Here is a 19,616-nt window from a genome sequence, read left to right on the forward strand (position 1 = left end):
CAAGCCTGGGAGTGAATGAGCGTGGCCGGATCCACCGATTTCGATCTGTATCGCCCGTCGGAGGAGCACGAGATGCTCCGGGAGACGGTCCGCGCGCTGGCGGAGGCGAAGATCGCGCCGTTCGCCGCCGCGGTGGACGAGGAGGGCCGGTTCCCCCAGGAGGCGCTGGACGCGCTGGTCGCGGCCGATCTGCACGCCGTGCACGTCCCGGAGACCTACGGCGGTGCGGGCGCGGACGCGCTGGCCACGGTCATCGTGATCGAGGAGGTCGCCCGCGCCTGCGGTTCGTCCTCGCTGATCCCGGCGGTGAACAAGCTGGGCTCGCTGCCGGTGATCCTGTCCGGCTCGGAGGAGCTGAAGAAGAAGTACCTCGGCCCGCTGGCCAAGGGCGACGCGATGTTCTCCTACTGCCTGTCCGAGCCCGACGCGGGCTCCGACGCGGCCGGGATGAAGACCCGCGCGGTCCGCGACGGCGACCACTGGATCCTCAACGGCGTCAAGCGGTGGATCACCAACGCCGGCGTGTCGGAGTACTACACGGTGATGGCCGTCACCGACCCCGAGAAGCGGTCCAAGGGCATCAGCGCCTTCGTCGTGGAGAAGGGCGACGAGGGCGTGTCCTTCGGCGCGCCGGAGAAGAAGCTCGGCATCAAGGGCTCCCCGACCCGCGAGGTCTACCTCGACAACGTCCGCATCCCCGCCGACCGCATGATCGGCGCGGAGGGCACCGGCTTCGCCACCGCGATGAAGACCCTCGACCACACCCGCATCACCATCGCCGCCCAGGCCCTCGGCATCGCCCAGGGCGCCCTCGACTACGCCAAGGGCTACGTGAAGGAGCGCAAGCAGTTCGGCAAGCCGATCGCCGACTTCCAGGGCGTGCAGTTCATGCTCGCCGACATGGCCATGAAGCTCGAGGCCGCCCGCCAGCTCACCTACGCCGCCGCCGCCAAGTCCGAGCGCGTCGACGGCGACCTGACCTTCTTCGGCGCCGCCGCCAAGTGCTTCGCCTCCGACGTCGCCATGGAGGTCACCACCGACGCCGTCCAGCTCCTCGGCGGCTACGGCTACACCCGCGACTACCCCGTCGAGCGCATGATGCGCGACGCCAAGATCACCCAGATCTACGAAGGCACCAACCAGGTCCAGCGCATCGTCATGGCCCGCAACCTCCCGTAGGGCGGTTGACGCACCTCCCACGGCCCCCGGCGCGAAGCCGGGGGCCGTGGTGCGAGCGGGGGTCGTTCAGAAACGCTCGACCTTCTCGCCGTCCGGCACCTGGTAGCAGCCGGACGTGAGGAACACGTTGAGGTTCGGCCGGGCGTCCTTCGCGAAGTGGGCGATCTTGACGCCGTACTTCTTCGCGTCGTTGTCGGCGGTGATCGTGAGGTTCCGGTTCTTGCTGTTGTCGGGGCCGTAGCCGACGATCTTCCAGCCGTGCTTCGGCATCTCCTCCTTGAGCCGCTCCATGACGCCGTCGAGCTGCTCGGGAGAGGCCGGGGTGAAGGTCCACGGGTGGAAGACCGTGAAGTACTTCTCCGGGTCCTTGCCCGAGCACTCCGAGACGCCGGCCCTCGTCTTGGTCGTCGTCCCCTTCAGACCGATCAGGTCGAAGAGGTCGCTGGAGACCTTCTCCGCCTGGTCGGCCGCTTGACTCGTGGTGCTGGTGCCCGCGGACGGGAGGCTGTCGGACTCGTTGGTGTCAGTCATGCTGCATCCGGTGAGGGTCGAGAGGACGAGGGACGCCAGGAGCGCGGACGCACCCGGGTTGATCTTCATCTAGCGCACTCCAGGAGTGGGGTTCGGCGGCGGCTTCAGGTCTGCGTTGTCGCCCTTGCCGGCGACCACGAGGCCCTGGTTCCGGAGGCTCTCGGTGCCTTCCTTCCAGTAGTCACTATGGCCTTCGGTGTCCGTGGCCAGCTGGTTGGCACCGAAGCGCTGGTCACTGGGGATCGTCCACGGGCCGTCCCAGTCGGTCCCGCCGTGTCCGAACCGGCCGATGTCCGGGACGGGGTCCCCCTTGGCCTCCTGGTTCCAGACGTGCCCCTTGGGCACGTCCAGCTGCTCGGCCTTGGGCACCTGCACGCCCGGGCTGCCGGCCAGGATCACGTCGTCCGCGTTCAGATCGCCCTGCCGGGCCGCGGAGCCGATGAGGGTCGTGCCGTACGAGTGGCCGATCGCCGTCCGGTGGGGGTCCGAGTCGACCGCACGCGACGCGTCGAGACCGTCCATGAAGCGGTTGTAGGCAGGGGCGCCGTCATTGGCGTAGTGGCTGAAAGGGGCGTCCTTCACGATGTCCTGAGGGGCGTCGTAACCGAGCCAGGTGATGGTGGAGACCGAGCCGTTGTTCTGGGCGTCCGCCACCCGCCAGACGTTCTCCATGCGCCCGATGTCCCCACCGATGCTGCCGATGTTCGAGGTCGTGCCCGGCACGTAGACCGCCTGGTGGTCGGCCGTGTCGGGGTTGCCGTTGGCGACGATCGCCCGGCCGTTGCCGTCCGGGTTGAAGCCGAGCAGATAGGCCTCGGGCAGTCCCCGCTCACCCGTCCTGTCGAAGCGCGCCTGGATGGCGTTCATGCCGTTCAGGGACTTGTTGAGCTGCTCGTAGCGGTCCCCGTACTGCCGGTGCCACTCCATCCATTCGTCCGTGTGCACCTTGACCGGGTACCTCCCCGCCGTGATCCACGTCCACTCGTTGGCCGGCGGCTTCGGGATGGAGTTCAGCTCCGTCTGGTACTGGCCGTGCCGCTCCGCGAGGACGACGCGATTGGCCTCGTCGCGGACCGGCGACGGCAGGCCGTCGAGCGCTCCCACGGCGTCGGGCCGCAGGGACAGCCACGCCGCCTGCTGCTCCGCGGTGAGCCCCTTCCACCACGAGGCGTTGTCCTTCGGGCTGCCGTCCTTGGGCGGCTGCGGCAGGGAGGCGAGGTAGCCGTTGCCCGCCTCGCGGACCCCGCCCATGTCCGACTGGGCGTCGGCCCAGTCCCCGTCCGAGACCTTCAGGTCGTCGTCGGCCTTCAGCGCCCGCAGCTTCGGCGCCCACCGGGCGTCCGCGTCCGTCGCCTCCTTCAGAGCCTCGGCGATCCGGTCCGCGTAGGCGAGCGCCTTGCCGTAGTGCGGGTTCGGGTGGATGTTGACCGCCTGGCGTTCCAGGGCGTCCGCCGTCGGGCTGCCGCCACCGGCGCTCCCGGTCACCGTCCCGCCGTCGGCGGCCTTCTCCGCGCCCGGCTTCGCACCGGCCGGAAAGCTGACCGAGCCGTCCGGGTTCACCGTGCATCCGGCGGCCCGCGCGTCCTCGATCGCCGTCTCCAGCTTCTTCTTCGCCACCGCCATGTCGAAGGCGAAGCCGTTCAGCGCGGTGCTCGCCAGGCCGCATTCGGTCTGCGCGTAATGGAAGTTCTTCGACAGTTCCTTGAGTTCGGTGAGGGCGGCCTCGGCCGCCTCCCCCTTCAACCGGGCGCGGATGCCCGCGGAGACCTGGTTGTCGATCGTGTCCTTGGCCGCACCGGCCGTGTCGCCGACGGCCCGGTAGCCGTCCGCGGCCTCCTCGTACTCCGACGGCTTGAAGGCCTTCAAGGTCTGCAGGTCCACGGCCGCGTCACCGCCCCTGCGCCTGGCCGCCGACGGCCGCGGTGTCCGCGTACTTCGCCGTGAGGCCGCCCAGCTCTCCGAGGAGGGTCTGGTCGGGCTTCGACAGGTCGTGCCCCGACCTCTGGAGCAGTCCGCCCAGCGCCTCGCAGCGGCCGCTCACCTCACCGACGTACTTCTTCCAGGAGTCGTACAGCTCCTTCTGCGCCGCCGCGCTCTGGCAGCCGCCGGTGTCGCCCAGCCCCGCCTGTCCGGCGTCGAGCGTCGACAACGCCTTGGCGACGTCGCCCTTCAGGCCGGAGACGCCCTCGCCGGCCTTCACCCAGGCCCGTTTGTCCGTCTTCAGGTCCTCGGAAGCCCCGCCGGCCGGAGAGCCGCCTCCCGGGTCGGCCGGCAGCTGGTTCAGCCGCATCGATAAGGAACCCTCATCGGAACGGCCCTGTGCCGCCTCGGCCTTGAGCTGTTCCCACTCGTCCCACGCCATACGTGAAACCTCCCCGTTTTTCCGTGTCCTGTCTCCCGGTCCCGGGAGCCTCCCGGGGCCCGCCGCCATACTGTCCGGTTCTCCGGTCGCGAGGAGGCAGAATCGGACACTCCCCGAACGCTTTGGCGCGGGAACCGGACAGGAGTGCGTCGAAACCACGTTCCCGTCGGCGGTACCGTGTGTGACGGGCCGCAGGTCCTGGGGTTTCCGGGCGGTCGTGCCCGCGTCCGCCCGACCCCAGTGAGGCCACCACCGATGACCGGCGAGTCCGCCACGCCCCGCTTCCGACCGCTCGACCCGGGCCGACTGCTCACCGCGCTGCGGGGCGCGACCCTGCTGCTCGCCGCCGGGGCGGTCCTGATGGTCGTGCGGCTGCCGTGGATCGGCGACATGGGCGTGCACGCCGCCACCGTCGAGCGGCTGCGGCACGACCTGCTCCACCCGGGCAACCCGATGGTCGACTCGCCCACCGACAGCCCGTACTACTCGCCGTGGACGGTCTGCCTGGCCCTGTTCGCCAAGGTGACCGGCCTCGATACCTTCGACGTGCTGCGCTGCGCCGCCGTCGTCGGACTGCTCCTGCTGGCCTTCGGCGTACGGCAGTTCGTCCGCACCCTCAGCCGGCATCCGGCCGCGCCGCCGCTCGCCGTGCTGTGTCTGCTGCTGCTGTGGGGCGTCAAGCCGTTCATATGGAGCGGCTTCCTCGGCCTCACCTCGCTCTCGGCGAACGCCTCGTACCCGAGCACCTTCGCCACCGGCCTCGGCTTCCTCTTCCTCGCCCTGCTCACCCACGCCCTGCGCCGCCCCGGCACGGGCCTCGCCGCCTACACCGGCCTCGGCGCGCTGTGGGCGGTCCTGACGCTCAGCCACCAGTTCACCGGAGTCGTCTTCACCTTCGGCGCGCTCGGCGTGCTCGTCGCGGCCCGCGTCCGGCCCGCCCGGGCCCTGCTCCTGCGGCTCGCCGCCGCCCTCGCCGTGGGACTCGCGGTGCTCGCCGTCTGGCCGTACTACTCCTTCTTCGCGCTGCTGGGCGCGGGCGGCCTGGAGGAGATACACCAGCCGCTCTACCGGCACACCCTGGTCCGGTTCGGCCTCCTCCCGCTCGGTGTGCTCGCCCTGGCGCTGCGGCTGCGCCGGGACCGCCGTGACCCGCTGGTCGTCTGGTTCCTGCTCGGTCTGGTGACGGTCGCCGCCGGCGCGGTCCTCGACAAGTGGTCCCTGGGCCGCACCGAGCCCGCGGTGGCCATGCCGGCGCAGATCGCCGCGGCCCTGTGCGTCCTGGACGGCACCGCCCGCCGCCTCCGCGCGGCGTTCGGCGTGGTGCTGGCCGCCGCCCTCGCGGTGGGCCTGTGGGCGCAGCGCGACGCCCTGACGTTCGTCATACGCGCGGACGCCCTGCCCGCGGCCGTGGCCGAGGACGCCTGGAAGGTCTGGGAGCCGCCGTCGTGGACGACCCGGTACACCGCGTACGGGGACGTCGTCCTGACCGGCGACCGCCGGGCGGCCGTCACCCTGCCCGCGTACGGCGCGTACACCGTCGCGACCGGCTACCCGGACTTCTTCCTGCCGGACGAGGACCGGCGCGACGCAGACACCGAGCGCTACTTCGCCGCCGGCACCCCGCGCGAGGAGCGCCTGGCCATACTGCGCCGCTACGACGTGACGTGGGTGCTCCAGCGGCCCTCACGCGGCGGGCTCCCGGCCGGGGACCCCGCCCTGCGCGAGGCGGGCAGGGGCCCGGACGGCCGGGTCCTCTACGAGGTGGTCGACGGGGTGGTCGCCACCGCCGGGTCGCAGGCCGACGGGCCCCGCGCCACCCCGTAGGGCGCTCAGCGGTTCGACGTCACCGTGACCGGCTCGTCGTTCTGGATCTCCTTGACGAGCTGCTTCACCTTCGGCATGTCCCACTTCAGGGAGCCCTGCGGCGCGCTGCCGCTGATCGGGATGTTCATGGACTTGCCGTCGCCGCCGCTGATGCCCTTCATCGCGAAGAACATCTTGGCCAGGTCGTACAGCGACATGTCCTTGTCCACGATCAGCGTGTCCAGGCCCGCGCCCAGCGTCGGGTACAGCGTGAACGGGTTGAGGATCGTGCCCGGCGTGGCGGCCTGGTTGGCCAGGGCGGACAGGAACTTCTGCTGGTTCTTCGTCCGCGCCAGGTCCGACTCGGCGAAGGCGTAGCGGGTCCGGACGAAGGCCAGGGCCTGCTCGCCGTTCAGGGTCTGCTGTCCGGCCTGGAAGTCGGCGCCGGACTTCTTGTCCTTGAAGCCCTTCTCGATGTTCATCTCGACCCCGCCGAGGGCGTCGACGATGTTCGCGAAGCCGGCGAAGCCGATCTCCGCGTAGTGGTCGATGCGCAGCCCGGTGTTGTACTCGACCGTGCGGACGAGCAGCTCGGGGCCGTCCATCGCGTACGCCGCGTTCAGCTTGGAGCCGCCGCGCGTGCCGAACTGCTTGCCGGACTCCGAGCCCACGAAGGACGGGATCGTCACCCAGGAGTCGCGGGGCAGCGAGATCATCGTGTTCCCGCTGGAGCAGGCCGCGAGGAGCATCATCGAGTCGGTCCGCTTGCCCTCGGCGGAGCCGGTGTGCAGCTTCTTCTTCTCCTCGGCCGACATGCCCTCACGGCTGTCGGAGCCGACGATCAGATACGTGGTGCAGTCGCCCTCCGCGGGCCGCTCGATCACCTTGGCGAGATCGACCTCGTTCCGCATCTGCGAGCTCGCCCAGGCGTACGTGCCGATGCCCCAGGCCAGCGCCGCGACGACCAGGACGGCCGAGCCGACCTTGATCCGGCGGCGCCAGTCGGGCGCGGCCGCGCCCGGCGCGCCCCCGGGACGGGGCGCGTACTGCGGCGGTACGGTCCCGTGGCCGCCGCCCCGGCCGCCCTGGCCCACGCCCGGGGCCTGCGGGCTGCCGTAGACCTGGCCGCTGCTGTAGCCGGAGTCGTAACCGGAAGCCTGGGCCTGCGTGAAGTTCGGGTTGTAGCCCTGGTCGTACTGCGGCTGCTGCGCCGGCGGGTACGGCTGCTGCTGCGGGGGGACCTGCGGACGCCGCACCTGGCGCATCCGGCGAGGCCCCTCGGGCTGGGCGTCGGGCCACTCATTCATGCGGACCAGTGTGCCGTTCGGCCCGGCCGGCCCGACAGGGCGGGTGGGGAATCGGGGCGGCGCTGTTGCCAAGCTGATGCAAAGCGGACGGCGTCGCGACCGGTCCAGGGGCCGGGCATAAGGTAGAGGGCATGACAGATCAGGCCGACATCCCGGGCAAGCCCACCTCGGCGTCCCGCACCACCCTCAGTCACATCATGACCAGCCATGACACCAACCTCCTCGGTACGGTGCACGGCGGCGTGATCATGAAGCTGGTGGACGACGCGGCGGGCGCGGTCGCGGGCCGGCACTCGGGCGGCCCCGCCGTCACCGCCTCCATGGACGAGATGGCCTTCCTGGAGCCGGTCAGGGTCGGCGACCTGCTGCATGTGAAGGCCCAGGTCAACTGGACCGGCCGGTCCTCCATGGAGGTCGGCGTCCGGGTCATGGCCGAGCGCTGGAACGAGTCCACGCCCGCCACCCAGGTCGGCTCCGCCTACCTCGTCTTCGCGGCCGTCGACGCCGACGGCAAGCCCCGCCCGGTCCCGCCGGTCATCCCGGAGACCGAGCGGGACAGGCGCCGCTACCAGGAGGCCCAGATCCGTCGCACCCACCGCCTGGCCCGCCGCCGCGCGATCATGGACCTCCGCGAGCAGCGGGCGGCCGAGGGCTACCCGGACTGACCGGCCCCGGCCCCGGGCCCGGCCCGACCACCCGGCGCGCCCCGGAGGAGAACCGGGCCGCGGAATTACGGGCAGGTCACCTGGTCGCCGGTGACCGCGTCGAACTCTCCCGTCTGCGTCTCCCGCGCCCGTACCGGCGCCACGCCCTTGTAGTCCGCGCCCACCGTCACCCGCAGGGTGCCGCCCTGGCCCTTCACCGGGCGCAGCTCCGCGCCCGGCAGGGCGGTGGCCAGGGACTTCGCCGAGCGGTCCCAGCCCGGGTCGTACTCGATGAGGGTGCGGGCGCGTCCCCGGTTCGCCCCCGCCGCGGTCCTCGGGGCGCGGGTCGTGTCGAAGCCGGTGCCCCGCAGCGCCGCGTCGACCCGGCCACCGAGCCCGACCGTGCGGGTGCCGTTGTAGACCTGGACCCGGATCGTCCTCGGCGCGACGTCCACGTCGGCGGGCCGGGGCCCCGCGGGGGCGGGCGGCCGGGCGGGGGCGAGGGGCCGGTCCTCGCGCAGCGACTGGAACAGCTTCTGCGCCTTCGCCGCGTCCCACTTCACGGTCGAGCCGATCCCCTTCACGGGGAAGCTCATGTCGCCGAGGGGCACCGACACGAACTCCGACGACGCCGGCGTGAAGCCCCGCATCGCCTTCGCCAGGGCCAGCATCTGGTCCGTACCGAAGCCCTCGTCGGCCCGCACCGAGCTCAGCGTGGTCGCCGCGACCTGGCGGAACCGCACCGGGTTGAGCAGCACCCCACTGCTGGTGAGCCGGTCGACGAGCGCGGCGAGGAACCGCTGCTGGCGCTGCATGCGCCCGATGTCGGCCGCCCCGTCCACATGGCGGGCCCGCACGTACTGCAGTGCCTGCCCGCCGTCGAGCTCGTGCGGTCCGGCCGGCAGGTCGAGCCCGGTGTAGGAGTCCTTCAGCGGCTTGGTGGTGCAGATCCGCACCCCGCCGACGGCGTCGACCGTCTTCATGAAGCTGGTGAAGTCGACCTCCAGGTAGTGGTCGATCTTCACGCCGGTCATCGACTCGACGGTCCGTACGGTGAGCCCCGGGCCGCCCTCCGCGTAGGCGGCGTTCAGCTTCACCGGGTGCGCGTTGTGGTGCCGGCCGGTGGTGAGGTCGGTGTGCGCGGGCATCTCGGCGTACGAGTCGCGCGGCAGCGACACCACACTGGCCCGCTCCCGGTCCTCGGAGATGTGGACGAGCATCACCGTGTCCGTGCAGTGGCAGGGGGCCCCGCCGAGCCGGTACTTCCGGCGCTCCTCCTCGGTGATCCGGTCGCGGCCGTCGGTGCCGACGACCAGCACGTTCATCCCGTGGCCGGCCTGGGGGCGGTTCTTCATGTCCTTGAAGGGGTCGACCCGGGTGATGCCGGTGTCGAGGCTCGTGACCACCGCGTGCCCGATGCCTCCGGCGGCGAGCACCACCACCGAGAGCGTGGTCGCCATCCGCATTCCCCACCGGGGCCGTCTGGGGCGGCGCCGCCGGCGGACCGGTGCGGGGCGGGCCGAGGGCCGAGGCGGACGGGGCGTGCGGGGCGGTGTGGGCACCGGGGGACACCTCCGCGGTGGGACAGGGGGGACCGTGAGCACCGTAGGCCCATACGATCAGCGCCACCCCGCATCGCGACCCGAGGCGCGCGACCGTGTCCCCCGTTCGCGGTAACGTGTCGGCCGATACTGCCATCCCCCGGGGGACGACCCCCGGACCCCCGAGCCTGATTCTTCTGGGGGGCGACCCCCAGGCCCCCGAGGAAGTTTCATGCACCCCCCTGTCTCCGTGATCATGCCGGTCCTCGACGAGGAGCGGCATCTGCGCAACTCGGTCCGCCACATCCTCGAGCAGGAGTACGACGGCGAGATGGAGGTGGTGATCGCGCTCGGCCCGTCCACGGACCGCACCGACGAGATCGCCGCCGAGCTCGTCCGTGAGGACCCCCGGGTCCACACCGTGCCCAACCCCACGGGCCGTACCCCGGCCGCCCTCAACGCGGCGATCAAGGCGTCCCGCCATCCGATCGTGGTCCGCGTCGACGGTCACGGCATGCTGTCGCCGAACTACATCGCGACCGCCGTCCGCCTCCTGGAGGAGACGGGCGCACAGAACGTCGGCGGCATCATGCACGCCGAGGGCGAGAACGCCTGGGAGGACGCGGTCGCGGCCGCGATGACCTCCCGGATCGGTGTGGGCAACGCCTCCTTCCACACGGGCGGCGCGGCCGGCCCCGCCGAGACCGTGTACCTGGGCGTGTTCCGCCGGGAGGCCCTGGAACAGCAGGGCGGCTACAACGAGGAGTTCATCCGCGCCCAGGACTGGGAGCTGAACTTCCGCATCCGCGAGGCCGGCGGCCTGATCTGGTTCTCGCCCGAGCTGCGCGTCCGGTACCGCCCGCGGCCCTCGGTGCGCGCGCTGGCGAAGCAGTACAAGGACTACGGCCGCTGGCGGCACGTGGTGGCCCGCTACCACGAGGGTTCCATCAACCTGCGCTATCTGGCCCCGCCGGTCGCGCTCTGCGCGATCGCCGCGGGTGCCGTGGTGGGCGCGCTGCTCACCCCGCTCGGTTTCCTGGTCCCGGCCGGCTATGTGGCCGCCATCACCGCGGGCTCCGTCCCGGCGGGCAAGGGCCTGTCCCTGAAGGCCCGGCTGCAGATCCCGGTGGCCCTGGCGACCATGCACATGTCGTGGGGCTTCGGCTTCCTCACCAGTCCGCGTTCGCTGGCCAGGAAGGTCATCGCGAGCAGGCGCGAGGCGGTCACGGCGTAGCGGCCGGAAGCGCTCGTTCTTCGTACGACGGTGGCCGGGCCCCCTCGCCGGGGGCCCGGCCACCGTCGTGTCCAGGTCGGTCGATCAGCGGGTCAGCTCTTGCCGTCCCAGCGGTAGACCGAGTAGACGTCCATGCAGTCGGTCTTGCTGGACGCGCCCTCGGGCAGGTCGCCCGCCTCGACCGTCGGCCTCTTGTACGTGCCGCCCTCGCGCCAGTCGGAGCCGATCACGAGGGTGATCTCCGACACCTTGGCGTCGGGGCGGACCGCCGTGGCCGGCAGGCCGAGCGAGGTGGCCACGGACAGGGCGTTCGCCTTGCCCTGGTCGCCCGCGTCCTTCGGATAGAAGACCACGCTGTCCTTGCGCGGCTGGGCGTCCCGGGAGGCGTCGGCCCGGGTGAAGCCCTTGCCCTGCAGCTTCTCGGCGAGCGAGCCGGCCCGGCCCTCGGCGGGTGCCTGGCCGTCGCCGGCGGTGCCGTTGACGACCGTGACCGGGAAGGAGCCGGGCGCCTCGGCGGTCGCCGACGGCTTCGCGGAGGCGCTCGGCTTCGGCTTGGCGTCGGCCGGGTCGCCGTTCTTGTCGAAGGCGACGTCGTCGCGGAGCATCGACCACATCTTGTCGGCCGAGGACGGGTTCAGCTGGAGCCACGCCTTCGGGTTCCCGGGGTAGGGCTGCGTCGGCACGGTGGCCGTCGTGAGCCGGTCCAGCCTGACGTTCTTGAGCTGCATCGACAGGTCGAAGAGCCGCTTCACCGACTTGATCTCGTCGGAGACGATCAGCGCCTTGGTGGCCACCTCCGCCAGGCCCATGAGCCGGCCGGTGTCGGTCCAGGCGTTCTGCTCCTGGAGCTTCTTCATCATGCCGTTCATGTACATGTGCTGCGCCTTGGCGCGGTTCTGGTCGCTGCCGAACGCGTGCCGGGTGCGCAGCCACTGGAGGGCCTGCTCGCCCTTGACCTCGGTGGTGCCCCGGGGCAGCTTCAGGCCGGAGCCGCCCTTCTGGGTGCGGGTCGACTTGTCGTGCACCCCGGTGGTGACACAGACCGGGACGCCGCCGATCTCGTCGGCCATCGACACCACGCCCGCGAAGTCGATCATCATCCAGTGGTCGATGTAGACCCCCGTGAGCGTCTCCCAGGTGGTCAGCGTGCAGCCCGGGCCGCCGCGGCTCAGCGTCTCGTTGATGGGCCTGGTGTTCGTCGCCGGGTAGGTCTGGCCGCCCTCGGTGCACTTGGGGATCGGGACGACGGTGTCACGCGGGATCGAGATGATCGAGGCGTTCTTCCGGTCCGCCGAGACGTGCAGCAGCATCTGCACGTCGGCGAGCGGCTTGCGGTCCCGCTCGTTCTTGCCGCCGCCGAGGGCGACGTTCTTTTCGTCCTCGCGGCTGTCGGAGCCGATGAGGAGGATGTTGAGCGGGGTGTCGCCCAGCGCGTTCGGCTGGGCCTTCTTCACGCCGCTGTCGCCGCCCGCGCGGCTGCCGCCGCGGAGGTTGTCGTTGAGCTGCTTGTAGTAGAGGTATCCGGCGCCGGCCGTGCCGAGTATCAGCAGCGACAGCGTCGCGGCCACCCAGCGCAGCACCTTGCGCTTGCCCTTCTTCGCCCGCCGCCGCGGACCGCCCCGGCGGTGACCCGCGCGGCCTCCGGCCTCGCTCCCGCCGCGGCCGTCTCCGTCGGCCCCCTGACCGGAGCCGTGACCGGCGCCCTCGCCGTCGGCGACGGCGTTCCCGTCGTCGACGGAGCCGCCGCGGGCGCGGCGCGAGCGGGGCACGGCGCGGCCCGGGCGTCCGCCCGGACCGGTGTCGCCGGCCCCGTCCTCGTAGAGACTCTCGTCCCAGCCCAAGTCGCGGGGTTGTGTGACGCGTTGCCGCGTCCCCTCCCTACCCACGCCGTTCTGTCCCACCCCTGGTCTCCTCGTCACTCAGGTGCGGCCCAAGGCCCGGCGATGCCGGGTCACTTGGCGCACACCTGCTTGTCTGCCGTCTGCGCACCCTCCGGCGCCTTCGCCGGACCGGTGAGGGGCACCCCCGCGCCCTTGAAGTCCGCGCCGAGGACGAGCGTCATGGGCTCGCGCTCCCCGGCGTTCTGCGTGCCCGGCTTGAGAGCCGAGGCGGGCAGGCCCATCAGGTCCGCGAGCTTGCGGGCCTGGTCGGCCTGGTTCGGTGCGTAGGTGAGCGTGGTCTTCGCCGTCGCCTCGGGGGCGTTGCTCTTGTTGCTGGACCGCGTCACGCCGTGCTCGTTCTGGAGCCAGTCGATGGTCTTCTGCGCCGCGCCCGTGATGCCGCTGCCGTTGAAGACGTCGACACGGACCTCGCGGGCGGTGGACCGCGCGCCCTTCAGGAGCGCCGCCTCGGCCTGCGCCTGGGCGTTCTTGGCGTCCTGCTCCTTCTTCTTCACCTCGGTGAGCGAGGTGTCGGACTTCATCATCGCGAAGAGCCGCGGCGCCTCGGCCGGGTCGGGGACGACCGTGACCGGGGTGGGCTCGTTCGGGTTGTCGATGACCGGCATGGTCAGGAACGTGATGTTCTTGGGGTCGATCTCGGTCAGTTCCATGGCCAGGGACTTGAGCTTCGAGATGCTCCCTATCCCGGTGTCGACGGTGAGGGCGTTCGTCGCGGCCTCGGCGAGGTCGTAGAGCTTGCTCGGCGACGTCAGCGTGTCGTCCGACTTCATCTGCCGGATCATCGAGCTCAGGAACTGCTGCTGGATCTTCATGCGGTCGAGGTCGCTCTTGTTGCCGAAGCTGGAGCGGGTGCGGACGAAGGCGAGGGCCTGCTCGCCCATGATCGTCGACTCGCCCTTGGGCAGCTTCAGATGCGACTTGGGGTCGTTGACCGGCCGCTCGACGCACACCTTCACGCCGCCGACGGCCGTCGTCATCTCCTTGACGGCGTTGAAGTCGGCCATCATGAAGTGGTCGACGGTCAGGCCGGTGAGCTCCTTGACCGTGCGCATGGTGCAGCCCGGGTCGCGGCCGGACTGGCCGAGGCTCACGTTGAAGCGGACGCCCGTCTGGGCGGGGATCTTCTTGACGGTGCCGTCGGGCTGCTTGGTCTCGCACTCCGGGATGTCGGTCATCAGGTCGCGCGGGATGGACATCGCCGTGGCGTTCGTCCGGTCCTTGGAGACGTGGAAGAGGATCGTGGTGTCGGCATGGCCGGGACTGTTCTTGTCCCCGTAGCCGCCGTTGCCCTCACCGGTCCGCTTGTCGGTGCCGATGAGGAGGATGTTGAAGGCGGCGTCCTTCTTGAAGCCGCCGTTGGTGCCGCCCGCGATCTCGATGGTGTTGATGTTGCCGTCGAAGTGCCGGTAGAGCGCGTACGCGCCGGCGGCGCCGCCCACGAGGACGAAGGCCATGGTGCCGCCGGTCCACATCAGGACCTTCTTCTTGCGGGACTTCTCCGGCTTCCGCTTGCGGCGGCTCGACGGACCGGGCCGTTCGCCGGGCTCGGCGGCACGACGGCGGCGCTGGCCCGGGACCGGCGGCATCGTCTCGGTGGCGCCGTCCTGCGGCCCGCGGCCGCGCGCTCTACGGGTCGGCGGGGGGACGACGCCGGGCGTGCCGGGGCGCGAGGGGGACGGGGTGTGCGAAGACTGCCCAGCGGAGTGGTCCAGTCGCAGTTCGTAGTGGCCGGTCTGCGGGTTGAGCACCCACTGGTCGGCGGGGTCGATCTCGTCCGCCCGTCCACGGCTGTGCGCGTCCACGGTTACTTGAGTCCTCCGTCGGTGCCACGCGAGGCGCCTCCCCCTCGGGCGCTCGGTCGTTCGATCCTTCGAGTGCGCGACCACGCGGTCGGGTGCACCGGATCGCGTCACACTATCCGCCCAGTTCAGCGTGGGGCGACGTCCGTGACAAATTCCACGCCCCTTACAACCGGGCAATTTGCTCAAACCTCATGCACTGCCACCCTCCCCTTGGTCACGGCTTTACGAATCGTGTCCCGTACGTCTCACCGGCAGGCCCCTTCCGCGGCGTTCCGCCCCGGGAAGGAGGGCGTCACCGACGCGTTCGGGCCGTCCGTCTCCGGCTTGCCGGTGCCGCCCGGGCGGATGGGCACCGGCCGGTCGGCCCGCAGCCGGGCGAAGAGGTCGTCCGCGGCGGGCTGCACCAGTTCGTCCCGGTTCGGGTTGTACGCGTACGGGCGCCGCGGCACCGTCAGGAACTGCACCTTCTCGGTCGGGATGGCCCGCATCGACCGCGCCAGGTCGTACAGGTCCCGCATCGAGTCGAGCCCGGAGTCGGTCGTGAGGGACTTGGTGGCCGCGTCCAGGACCGGATACAGCCGCGTCGGGTTGAGCAGCACGCCGTCGCTCTGCACCTTGTTGACCAGGGCGCCGAGGAACTGCTGCTGGCGGTCCATCCGTTCGGTGTCGCTGCCGTTGCCGAGCGACTTGCGGGCCCGTACGAAGCCCAGCGCCTGCTCCCCGCGGAGCGTCTGGCGCCCGGCGGGCAGCTTCACGTGGGCGCCGGCGTCGTCGATCGGCTCCTTGAGGCAGATCTCCACCCCGTCCACGGCGTCGACCATCTTCTTGAAGCCCTGGAAGTCGATCACCATGTGGTGGTCGATCCTGATGCCGGTCAGCTTCTCCAGGGTGCGGATCGTGCACGCCGTACCGCCGAAGTCGTACGCGAGGTTGAACTGCGCGAACATGGCCGGACTGCGCGTCTTGTCCGTTTTCGTGCAGCTCGGGATCCTCACCATCAGGTCGCGCGGGATGGACACCGCCGTCGCGCCCGCGCCGCGCGCCGAGAGGTGCAGCAGGATCGTGGTGTCCGAGTGCTGGGTGCCCTTGTCCCGCCCGTACTGCTGGTTCCCGGCGCCCGCCCGCGTGTCCGAGCCGATCAGCAGGATGTTCCGCGCCGCCTTGACGGCCGGCGAGGGCCGCTCCTTCTCGTACTTGAGGAGTTCGGCGGCGGCCGTGGTGTCCGTGGTGATGTTGCTGTCGAGCTTGCGGTAGAGCCACCAGCCGGTGCCGGCCGCGGCCAGCACCACGACCGCCGCCCCGAGAGCGGTCCAGCGCAGCCAGTGCCGCTTGCGCCTGCCTTCGCCTTCGGCTCCGGCCTCCGCGGGCGAGTCTGCGCTGTCCGTCACGTCTGGGTCCGTCCCTCGATGGCGTCTTCGGGCGCCGGCCGGCCGTCGTCGCTGAAGGAGACGGCCGATTCCGGCGCGTGGTTCTGCGGAAGGCGTCAGCACCCCCCGGCCGATCATGTACCGGAGTCGGCGCCGGAGCCCGGGTACCCGGCGCGTCGATGGGCCGTACGGGTGGCCGGGGGCGGGGTCGGAGACCGGGGGGCGGGGGAGGGGCGGCCGGAGACGAGGCGGGCCGGGGAGGGAGGCGGGTGGTCAGTCCGTGAGCGTGAGGGTGACCCGCTCGCTCTCCACCCGCTTGGCCAGACCCTCCGCCCCGAGCTGGTCGAGGTGGCGGCACAGGACCACCGATCCGCCCGCCGCGAGCGGCGCGTAGAGGCCGGCCGAGACCCCGGCCCAGCTGTCGTACGAGCGCCCGGTCAGCAGCCGCGCGCCCGGCCCGAGCCCCAGCTCGGCGGCGTCCGTGCGGGCGCGCTCGACGAGCTGGACGCCCGTCAGTTCCATACCGTCGACGACGAGCGCGGGCGCACCCGGATCGACCGGTACGAACGGGGCGAACCGGTCGCCCTGGCTCGGCACCTCCACCGCGTAGTCCGCGTATCCGGCGGGCGGCTCGGGGAAGCGGCGCCCCAGCGGGGCGAGGGAGAGCGCGATCCGGTCTCCCGAGCAGGCGCGGCCCTCCTCCAGGGCGTCCGGCCCCGCGACCACGTAGTCGGCGGCGGCGGGGTCGCCGCCCACCTCGGCGGTCACCCCGACGGACGCGCAGGCGAGCAGCCACACGGCGGTCTGCCAGTGCGCGGGCAGCAGCAGCGCGAGCCGGTCGCCGGGCGAGGCGGACAGTTCGCCCTGGAGCAGGTTGGCGGTCTTGGCCACCCAATTGGCGAAGGTGGCCACCGACAATTCCACGCGTTCACCGGTGGCGTCGTCGTAGAAAGTGACCAAGGGGCGGGACGGGTCCGCGGCGAGCGCGGATCGCAGCAGGTCGGCGGGGGTGCGGTCGCTGGCGTTCACGCGGGCTAGCGTACGCGCGGCAGCCGGTCGGGTCCTCCGTACCGGTGACCCCGTCCACCGGTCGGCCCGACGGAGCGTCAGTTTCCGCCCCCGTTCCCGCCGCGCGGAACGCCCGCCTGCTACGGACGATCTCTCCATGCGTGTTCACCTCGCCTCCTCGATCGCCGTCACCTGTGCGGCGGCACTCGCCCTGCCGCTCACCCTCGCGACCCCGGCCCTGGGCGCGGTCACGACACCGCCCGGCGCCCACGGGCCCGCGACCGATCCGGCCGGCCCGGCGGACCCGGTTGCCCCGGCTGATCCGGCCGCTCCGGCGGACCCGGCCGCGGCCGGTATCGCGACGCCCGGCGCCCCTGCGGCCGGTACCGCGATGCCCGGTACAGCGGCGTCCGGTACCGCGATGCTCGATACGGCGGCGCCGTCGGGTGCGCCCTTGGCTGCGCCCTCGGGCGACGTCGCCGGTTCCACGCAGTCGTTGCCGCTCGAACCGCTCGCCCCGGAGGGACCTCGGAGCCGCGCGCTCGGGGCCGCCGAGCCGGCGGCCGGTCAGGGGCTCGCCCGACGGGACGTCAGACCGTTCTCGCTCGTCGGGGTGGTCTGGGACGACGCCCGGGCCCCGCTGCACGGCACCGTGCAGGTCCGCACCCGGGCCACGGCGGACGGCGTCTGGTCCGACTGGCAGGACGTGGAGACCCACAACGACGAGCACGGCGCCGACCCCGGCTCGCGCGAGGGCCGTTCACGCGCCCTGCACGGCGCCACCGCGCCCCTGTGGGTCGGCGACTCGGACGGCGTCGAGGTCCGCGTACGCCCGGAGGGACCCGCCCCTGAGGTCCACGCCGAGGCCGAGGCCGGGGCCGCGCTCCCGGCCGGTCTGCGCCTCGAACTCGTCGACCCCGGTCCGGAACCGGCCGCCGGCGCCCCGCGGACCAGGGCCGTCGCCCCGGCCGCCCAGGCCGCCCCGGCGGCGGCCGGCGGGGTCCTCCCGGCCCTCACCCGCGCGCAGACGGTCGCCGCGCTGCCTGCCGCACCGGCCGCGAAGCCGTACATCGGTCCGCGCCCGAAGATCATCACCCGCAAGGGCTGGGGCGCCGACGAGCGGATGCGCGAGAAGGGCTTCGTCTACACCAAGACGATCAAGGCGGCCTTCGTCCACCACAGCGCCACCGGCAACCGCTACACCTGCAAGCAGGCCCCCTCCGTGCTGCGCGGCATCTACCGCTACCACGTCAAGAGCAGCGGCTGGCGGGACTTCGGCTACAACTTCGCCGTCGACAAGTGCGGAAACATCTACGAGGGCCGCGCCGGCGGCGTCGCCAAGCCCGTGCTCGGCGCCCACACCCTCGGCTTCAACACCAACAGCATGGGCATCGCGGTCCTCGGCAGCTACGGCAGCACCAGCCCGCCGGCCGCCGTCGTCACCGCGATCGCACGGCTGACCGCGTGGAAGCTGGGGCTGCACGGGGTGAATCCGAAGGGCAAGACGTATCTCACCTCAGGAGGCGGAAACCTCTACAAGAAGGGCAAGAAGGTCAAGTTCAATGTGATCGCCGGACACCGCGACGGCTTCGCGACCGAGTGCCCGGGCGGGCGCCTCTACGGCAAGCTCGGCACCGCCCGTTCGACCTCGGCGAAGTACCAGGGAAGGCGCTGATGCGGTCATGGACTCAACCATCTGCATAAACTGACCGGTCATATCGTACGGACGGCGCGCGACGCACCACCCCGGCGACGAGACCGGACCCGAACAGGAAGCAGAGACGACAGGTGACCGAAGCGATTCTCCTGGTCGGTGGCAAAGGCACCCGGCTGCGTCCCCTGACGGTCAACACGCCCAAACCGATGGTCCCGGCGGCCGGCGTGCCCTTCCTGACGCACCAGCTGGCCAGGGCCCGGGCGGCCGGCGTGGACCACATCGTCCTCGCCACCTCCTACCTCGCGGAGGTCTTCGAGCCGTACTTCGGCGACGGCTCCGCGCTGGGGCTCAGCATCGAGTACGTCACCGAGGAGGAGCCCCTCGGCACCGGCGGCGCGATCCGCAACGTCGCCTCCCGGCTGCGGTCGGGCCCCGAGGACCCGGTCCTCATCTTCAACGGCGACATCCTCACCGGCCTGGACATCGGCGCCCTCGTCGCCACCCACCAGTCCTCCGGCGCGGACGTCTCCCTCCACCTCACCCGGGTCGAGGACCCGCGCGCCTTCGGCCTGGTCCCGACGGACGGGACCGGCCGCGTCACGGCCTTCCTGGAGAAGCCGCAGACGCCCGAGGAGATCGTGACCGACCAGATCAACGCGGGGGCGTACGTCTTCCGGCGCTCGGTCATCGACACGATCCCGACCGGCCGCCCGGTCTCCGTCGAACGCGAGACCTTCCCCGAGCTGCTCGCCTCCGGCGCCCACCTCCAGGGCATGGTCGACTCCACGTACTGGCTCGACCTCGGCACCCCGCACGCCTTCGTCCGCGGCTCCGCCGACCTCGTCCTCGGCCGCGCCCCGTCCCCGGCGGTCCCGGGCCGCTGCGGCGACCGCCTGGTCATGGACACGGCCACGGTCGCCCCCGACGCCAAGCTGACCGGCGGCACGGTCATCGGCCCCGGCGCGGTCATCGGCGCCGGCGCCCGCATCACCGGCTCCACGGTCCTGGCCGACGCCGTCGTCGAGCCCGGCGCCGTCATCACCGACTCCCTCATCGGCACGGCCGCCCGCATCGGCGCGCGGACGGTGCTGACGGGGGCGGTCATCGGTGACGGGGCGGATGTGGGGGCGGACAACGAGCTGAGACACGGCGTCCGCGTCTGGTGCGAAGCCAAACTCCCCCCCGCCTCGGTCCGCTTCTCCTCCGACCAGTAGCCCCGCGGGCCTGCGCCCGCCGCCGACGCCGTCTGCGGGGCCTTCGCCCCGCGCCGGCGCCCCCGG

At 71.9% G+C, this 19,616-nt stretch carries 15 protein-coding genes; 6 read left to right on the top strand and 9 right to left on the bottom strand.

Features of this window, described 5'->3' with window-relative positions:
- The first annotated feature begins 21 nt into the window (after positions 1-21).
- Positions 22-1,179, top strand: a complete 1,158-nt coding sequence (locus ACFY7C_RS34355; RefSeq protein WP_389658699.1) for an acyl-CoA dehydrogenase family protein — start codon at positions 22-24, stop codon at positions 1,177-1,179.
- 66 nt (positions 1,180-1,245) lie between these two features.
- On the opposite strand, the gene ACFY7C_RS34360 is transcribed toward ACFY7C_RS34355, so the two are convergent.
- The 3 genes from ACFY7C_RS34360 to ACFY7C_RS34370 are packed head-to-tail and all read right to left on the bottom strand — an operon-like array spanning position 1,246 to position 4,072.
- A complete protein-coding gene (locus ACFY7C_RS34360) occupies positions 1,246-1,779 on the bottom strand; it encodes a hypothetical protein (protein ID WP_389658702.1) in 534 nt (177 codons plus the stop codon).
- The gene (locus ACFY7C_RS34365) at positions 1,780-3,591 is read right to left on the bottom strand and encodes an alpha/beta hydrolase (RefSeq protein WP_389658705.1); all 1,812 of its coding nucleotides are present in this window, start codon (positions 3,589-3,591) and stop codon (positions 1,780-1,782) included.
- A gap of 7 nt (positions 3,592-3,598) precedes the next feature.
- Positions 3,599-4,072 (bottom strand): hypothetical protein, encoded by a 474-nt coding sequence (locus ACFY7C_RS34370; protein ID WP_389658708.1) that lies wholly within the window; start codon positions 4,070-4,072, stop codon positions 3,599-3,601.
- A 255-nt stretch (positions 4,073-4,327) separates the two neighbouring features.
- Here ACFY7C_RS34370 and ACFY7C_RS34375 point away from each other — a divergent pair, with 255 nt between their 5' ends.
- Positions 4,328-5,896, top strand: coding sequence for a hypothetical protein (locus ACFY7C_RS34375; protein ID WP_389658711.1), 1,569 nt, complete (start codon positions 4,328-4,330; stop codon positions 5,894-5,896).
- A 5-nt stretch (positions 5,897-5,901) separates the two neighbouring features.
- On the opposite strand, the gene ACFY7C_RS34380 is transcribed toward ACFY7C_RS34375, so the two are convergent.
- Positions 5,902-7,182, bottom strand: coding sequence for an LCP family protein (locus tag ACFY7C_RS34380; protein WP_389658714.1), 1,281 nt, complete (start codon positions 7,180-7,182; stop codon positions 5,902-5,904).
- Positions 7,183-7,313: 131 nt separating this feature from the next.
- Here ACFY7C_RS34380 and ACFY7C_RS34385 point away from each other — a divergent pair, with 131 nt between their 5' ends.
- Positions 7,314-7,847, top strand: a complete 534-nt coding sequence (locus tag ACFY7C_RS34385; RefSeq protein WP_389658717.1) for an acyl-CoA thioesterase — start codon at positions 7,314-7,316, stop codon at positions 7,845-7,847.
- 65 nt (positions 7,848-7,912) lie between these two features.
- Here ACFY7C_RS34385 and ACFY7C_RS34390 read toward each other — a convergent pair whose 3' ends face one another.
- Positions 7,913-9,292: an LCP family protein gene (locus tag ACFY7C_RS34390; protein ID WP_389658720.1), complete on the bottom strand. Its 1,380-nt coding sequence runs from the start codon at positions 9,290-9,292 to the stop codon at positions 7,913-7,915.
- Positions 9,293-9,599: 307 nt separating this feature from the next.
- Here ACFY7C_RS34390 and ACFY7C_RS34395 point away from each other — a divergent pair, with 307 nt between their 5' ends.
- Complete coding sequence (locus ACFY7C_RS34395; protein WP_389658723.1) at positions 9,600-10,601, top strand: glycosyltransferase family 2 protein; 1,002 nt, start codon at positions 9,600-9,602, stop codon at positions 10,599-10,601.
- A gap of 92 nt (positions 10,602-10,693) precedes the next feature.
- Here ACFY7C_RS34395 and ACFY7C_RS34400 read toward each other — a convergent pair whose 3' ends face one another.
- From ACFY7C_RS34400 to ACFY7C_RS34415, 4 genes are all read right to left on the bottom strand, one after another.
- Positions 10,694-12,442 carry an LCP family protein gene (locus ACFY7C_RS34400; protein WP_389658726.1) on the bottom strand — a complete coding sequence of 583 codons (1,749 nt, stop codon included), beginning with the start codon at positions 12,440-12,442 and terminating at the stop codon, positions 10,694-10,696.
- Positions 12,443-12,552: 110 nt separating this feature from the next.
- Positions 12,553-14,304 (bottom strand): LCP family protein, encoded by a 1,752-nt coding sequence (locus ACFY7C_RS34405; protein ID WP_389658729.1) that lies wholly within the window; start codon positions 14,302-14,304, stop codon positions 12,553-12,555.
- 245 nt (positions 14,305-14,549) lie between these two features.
- Positions 14,550-15,692 carry an LCP family protein gene (locus ACFY7C_RS34410; protein ID WP_389658732.1) on the bottom strand — a complete coding sequence of 381 codons (1,143 nt, stop codon included), beginning with the start codon at positions 15,690-15,692 and terminating at the stop codon, positions 14,550-14,552.
- Positions 15,693-15,944: 252 nt separating this feature from the next.
- Positions 15,945-16,700 carry a TIGR03089 family protein gene (locus ACFY7C_RS34415; protein ID WP_389658735.1) on the bottom strand — a complete coding sequence of 252 codons (756 nt, stop codon included), beginning with the start codon at positions 16,698-16,700 and terminating at the stop codon, positions 15,945-15,947.
- 136 nt (positions 16,701-16,836) lie between these two features.
- Here ACFY7C_RS34415 and ACFY7C_RS34420 point away from each other — a divergent pair, with 136 nt between their 5' ends.
- Together ACFY7C_RS34420 and ACFY7C_RS34425 are read left to right on the top strand one after the other, a co-directional pair.
- Positions 16,837-18,354, top strand: coding sequence for an N-acetylmuramoyl-L-alanine amidase (locus tag ACFY7C_RS34420; RefSeq protein ID WP_389658738.1), 1,518 nt, complete (start codon positions 16,837-16,839; stop codon positions 18,352-18,354).
- Between the two features lie 113 nt (positions 18,355-18,467).
- Entirely contained in the window at positions 18,468-19,550 is a 1,083-nt protein-coding gene (locus tag ACFY7C_RS34425; RefSeq protein ID WP_389658741.1) for a sugar phosphate nucleotidyltransferase, read from the top strand.
- The last annotated feature ends 66 nt before the right edge of the window (positions 19,551-19,616 follow it).

This window comes from Streptomyces sp. NPDC012769, assembly GCF_042901205.1.
Classification (GTDB): domain Bacteria; phylum Actinomycetota; class Actinomycetes; order Streptomycetales; family Streptomycetaceae; genus Streptomyces.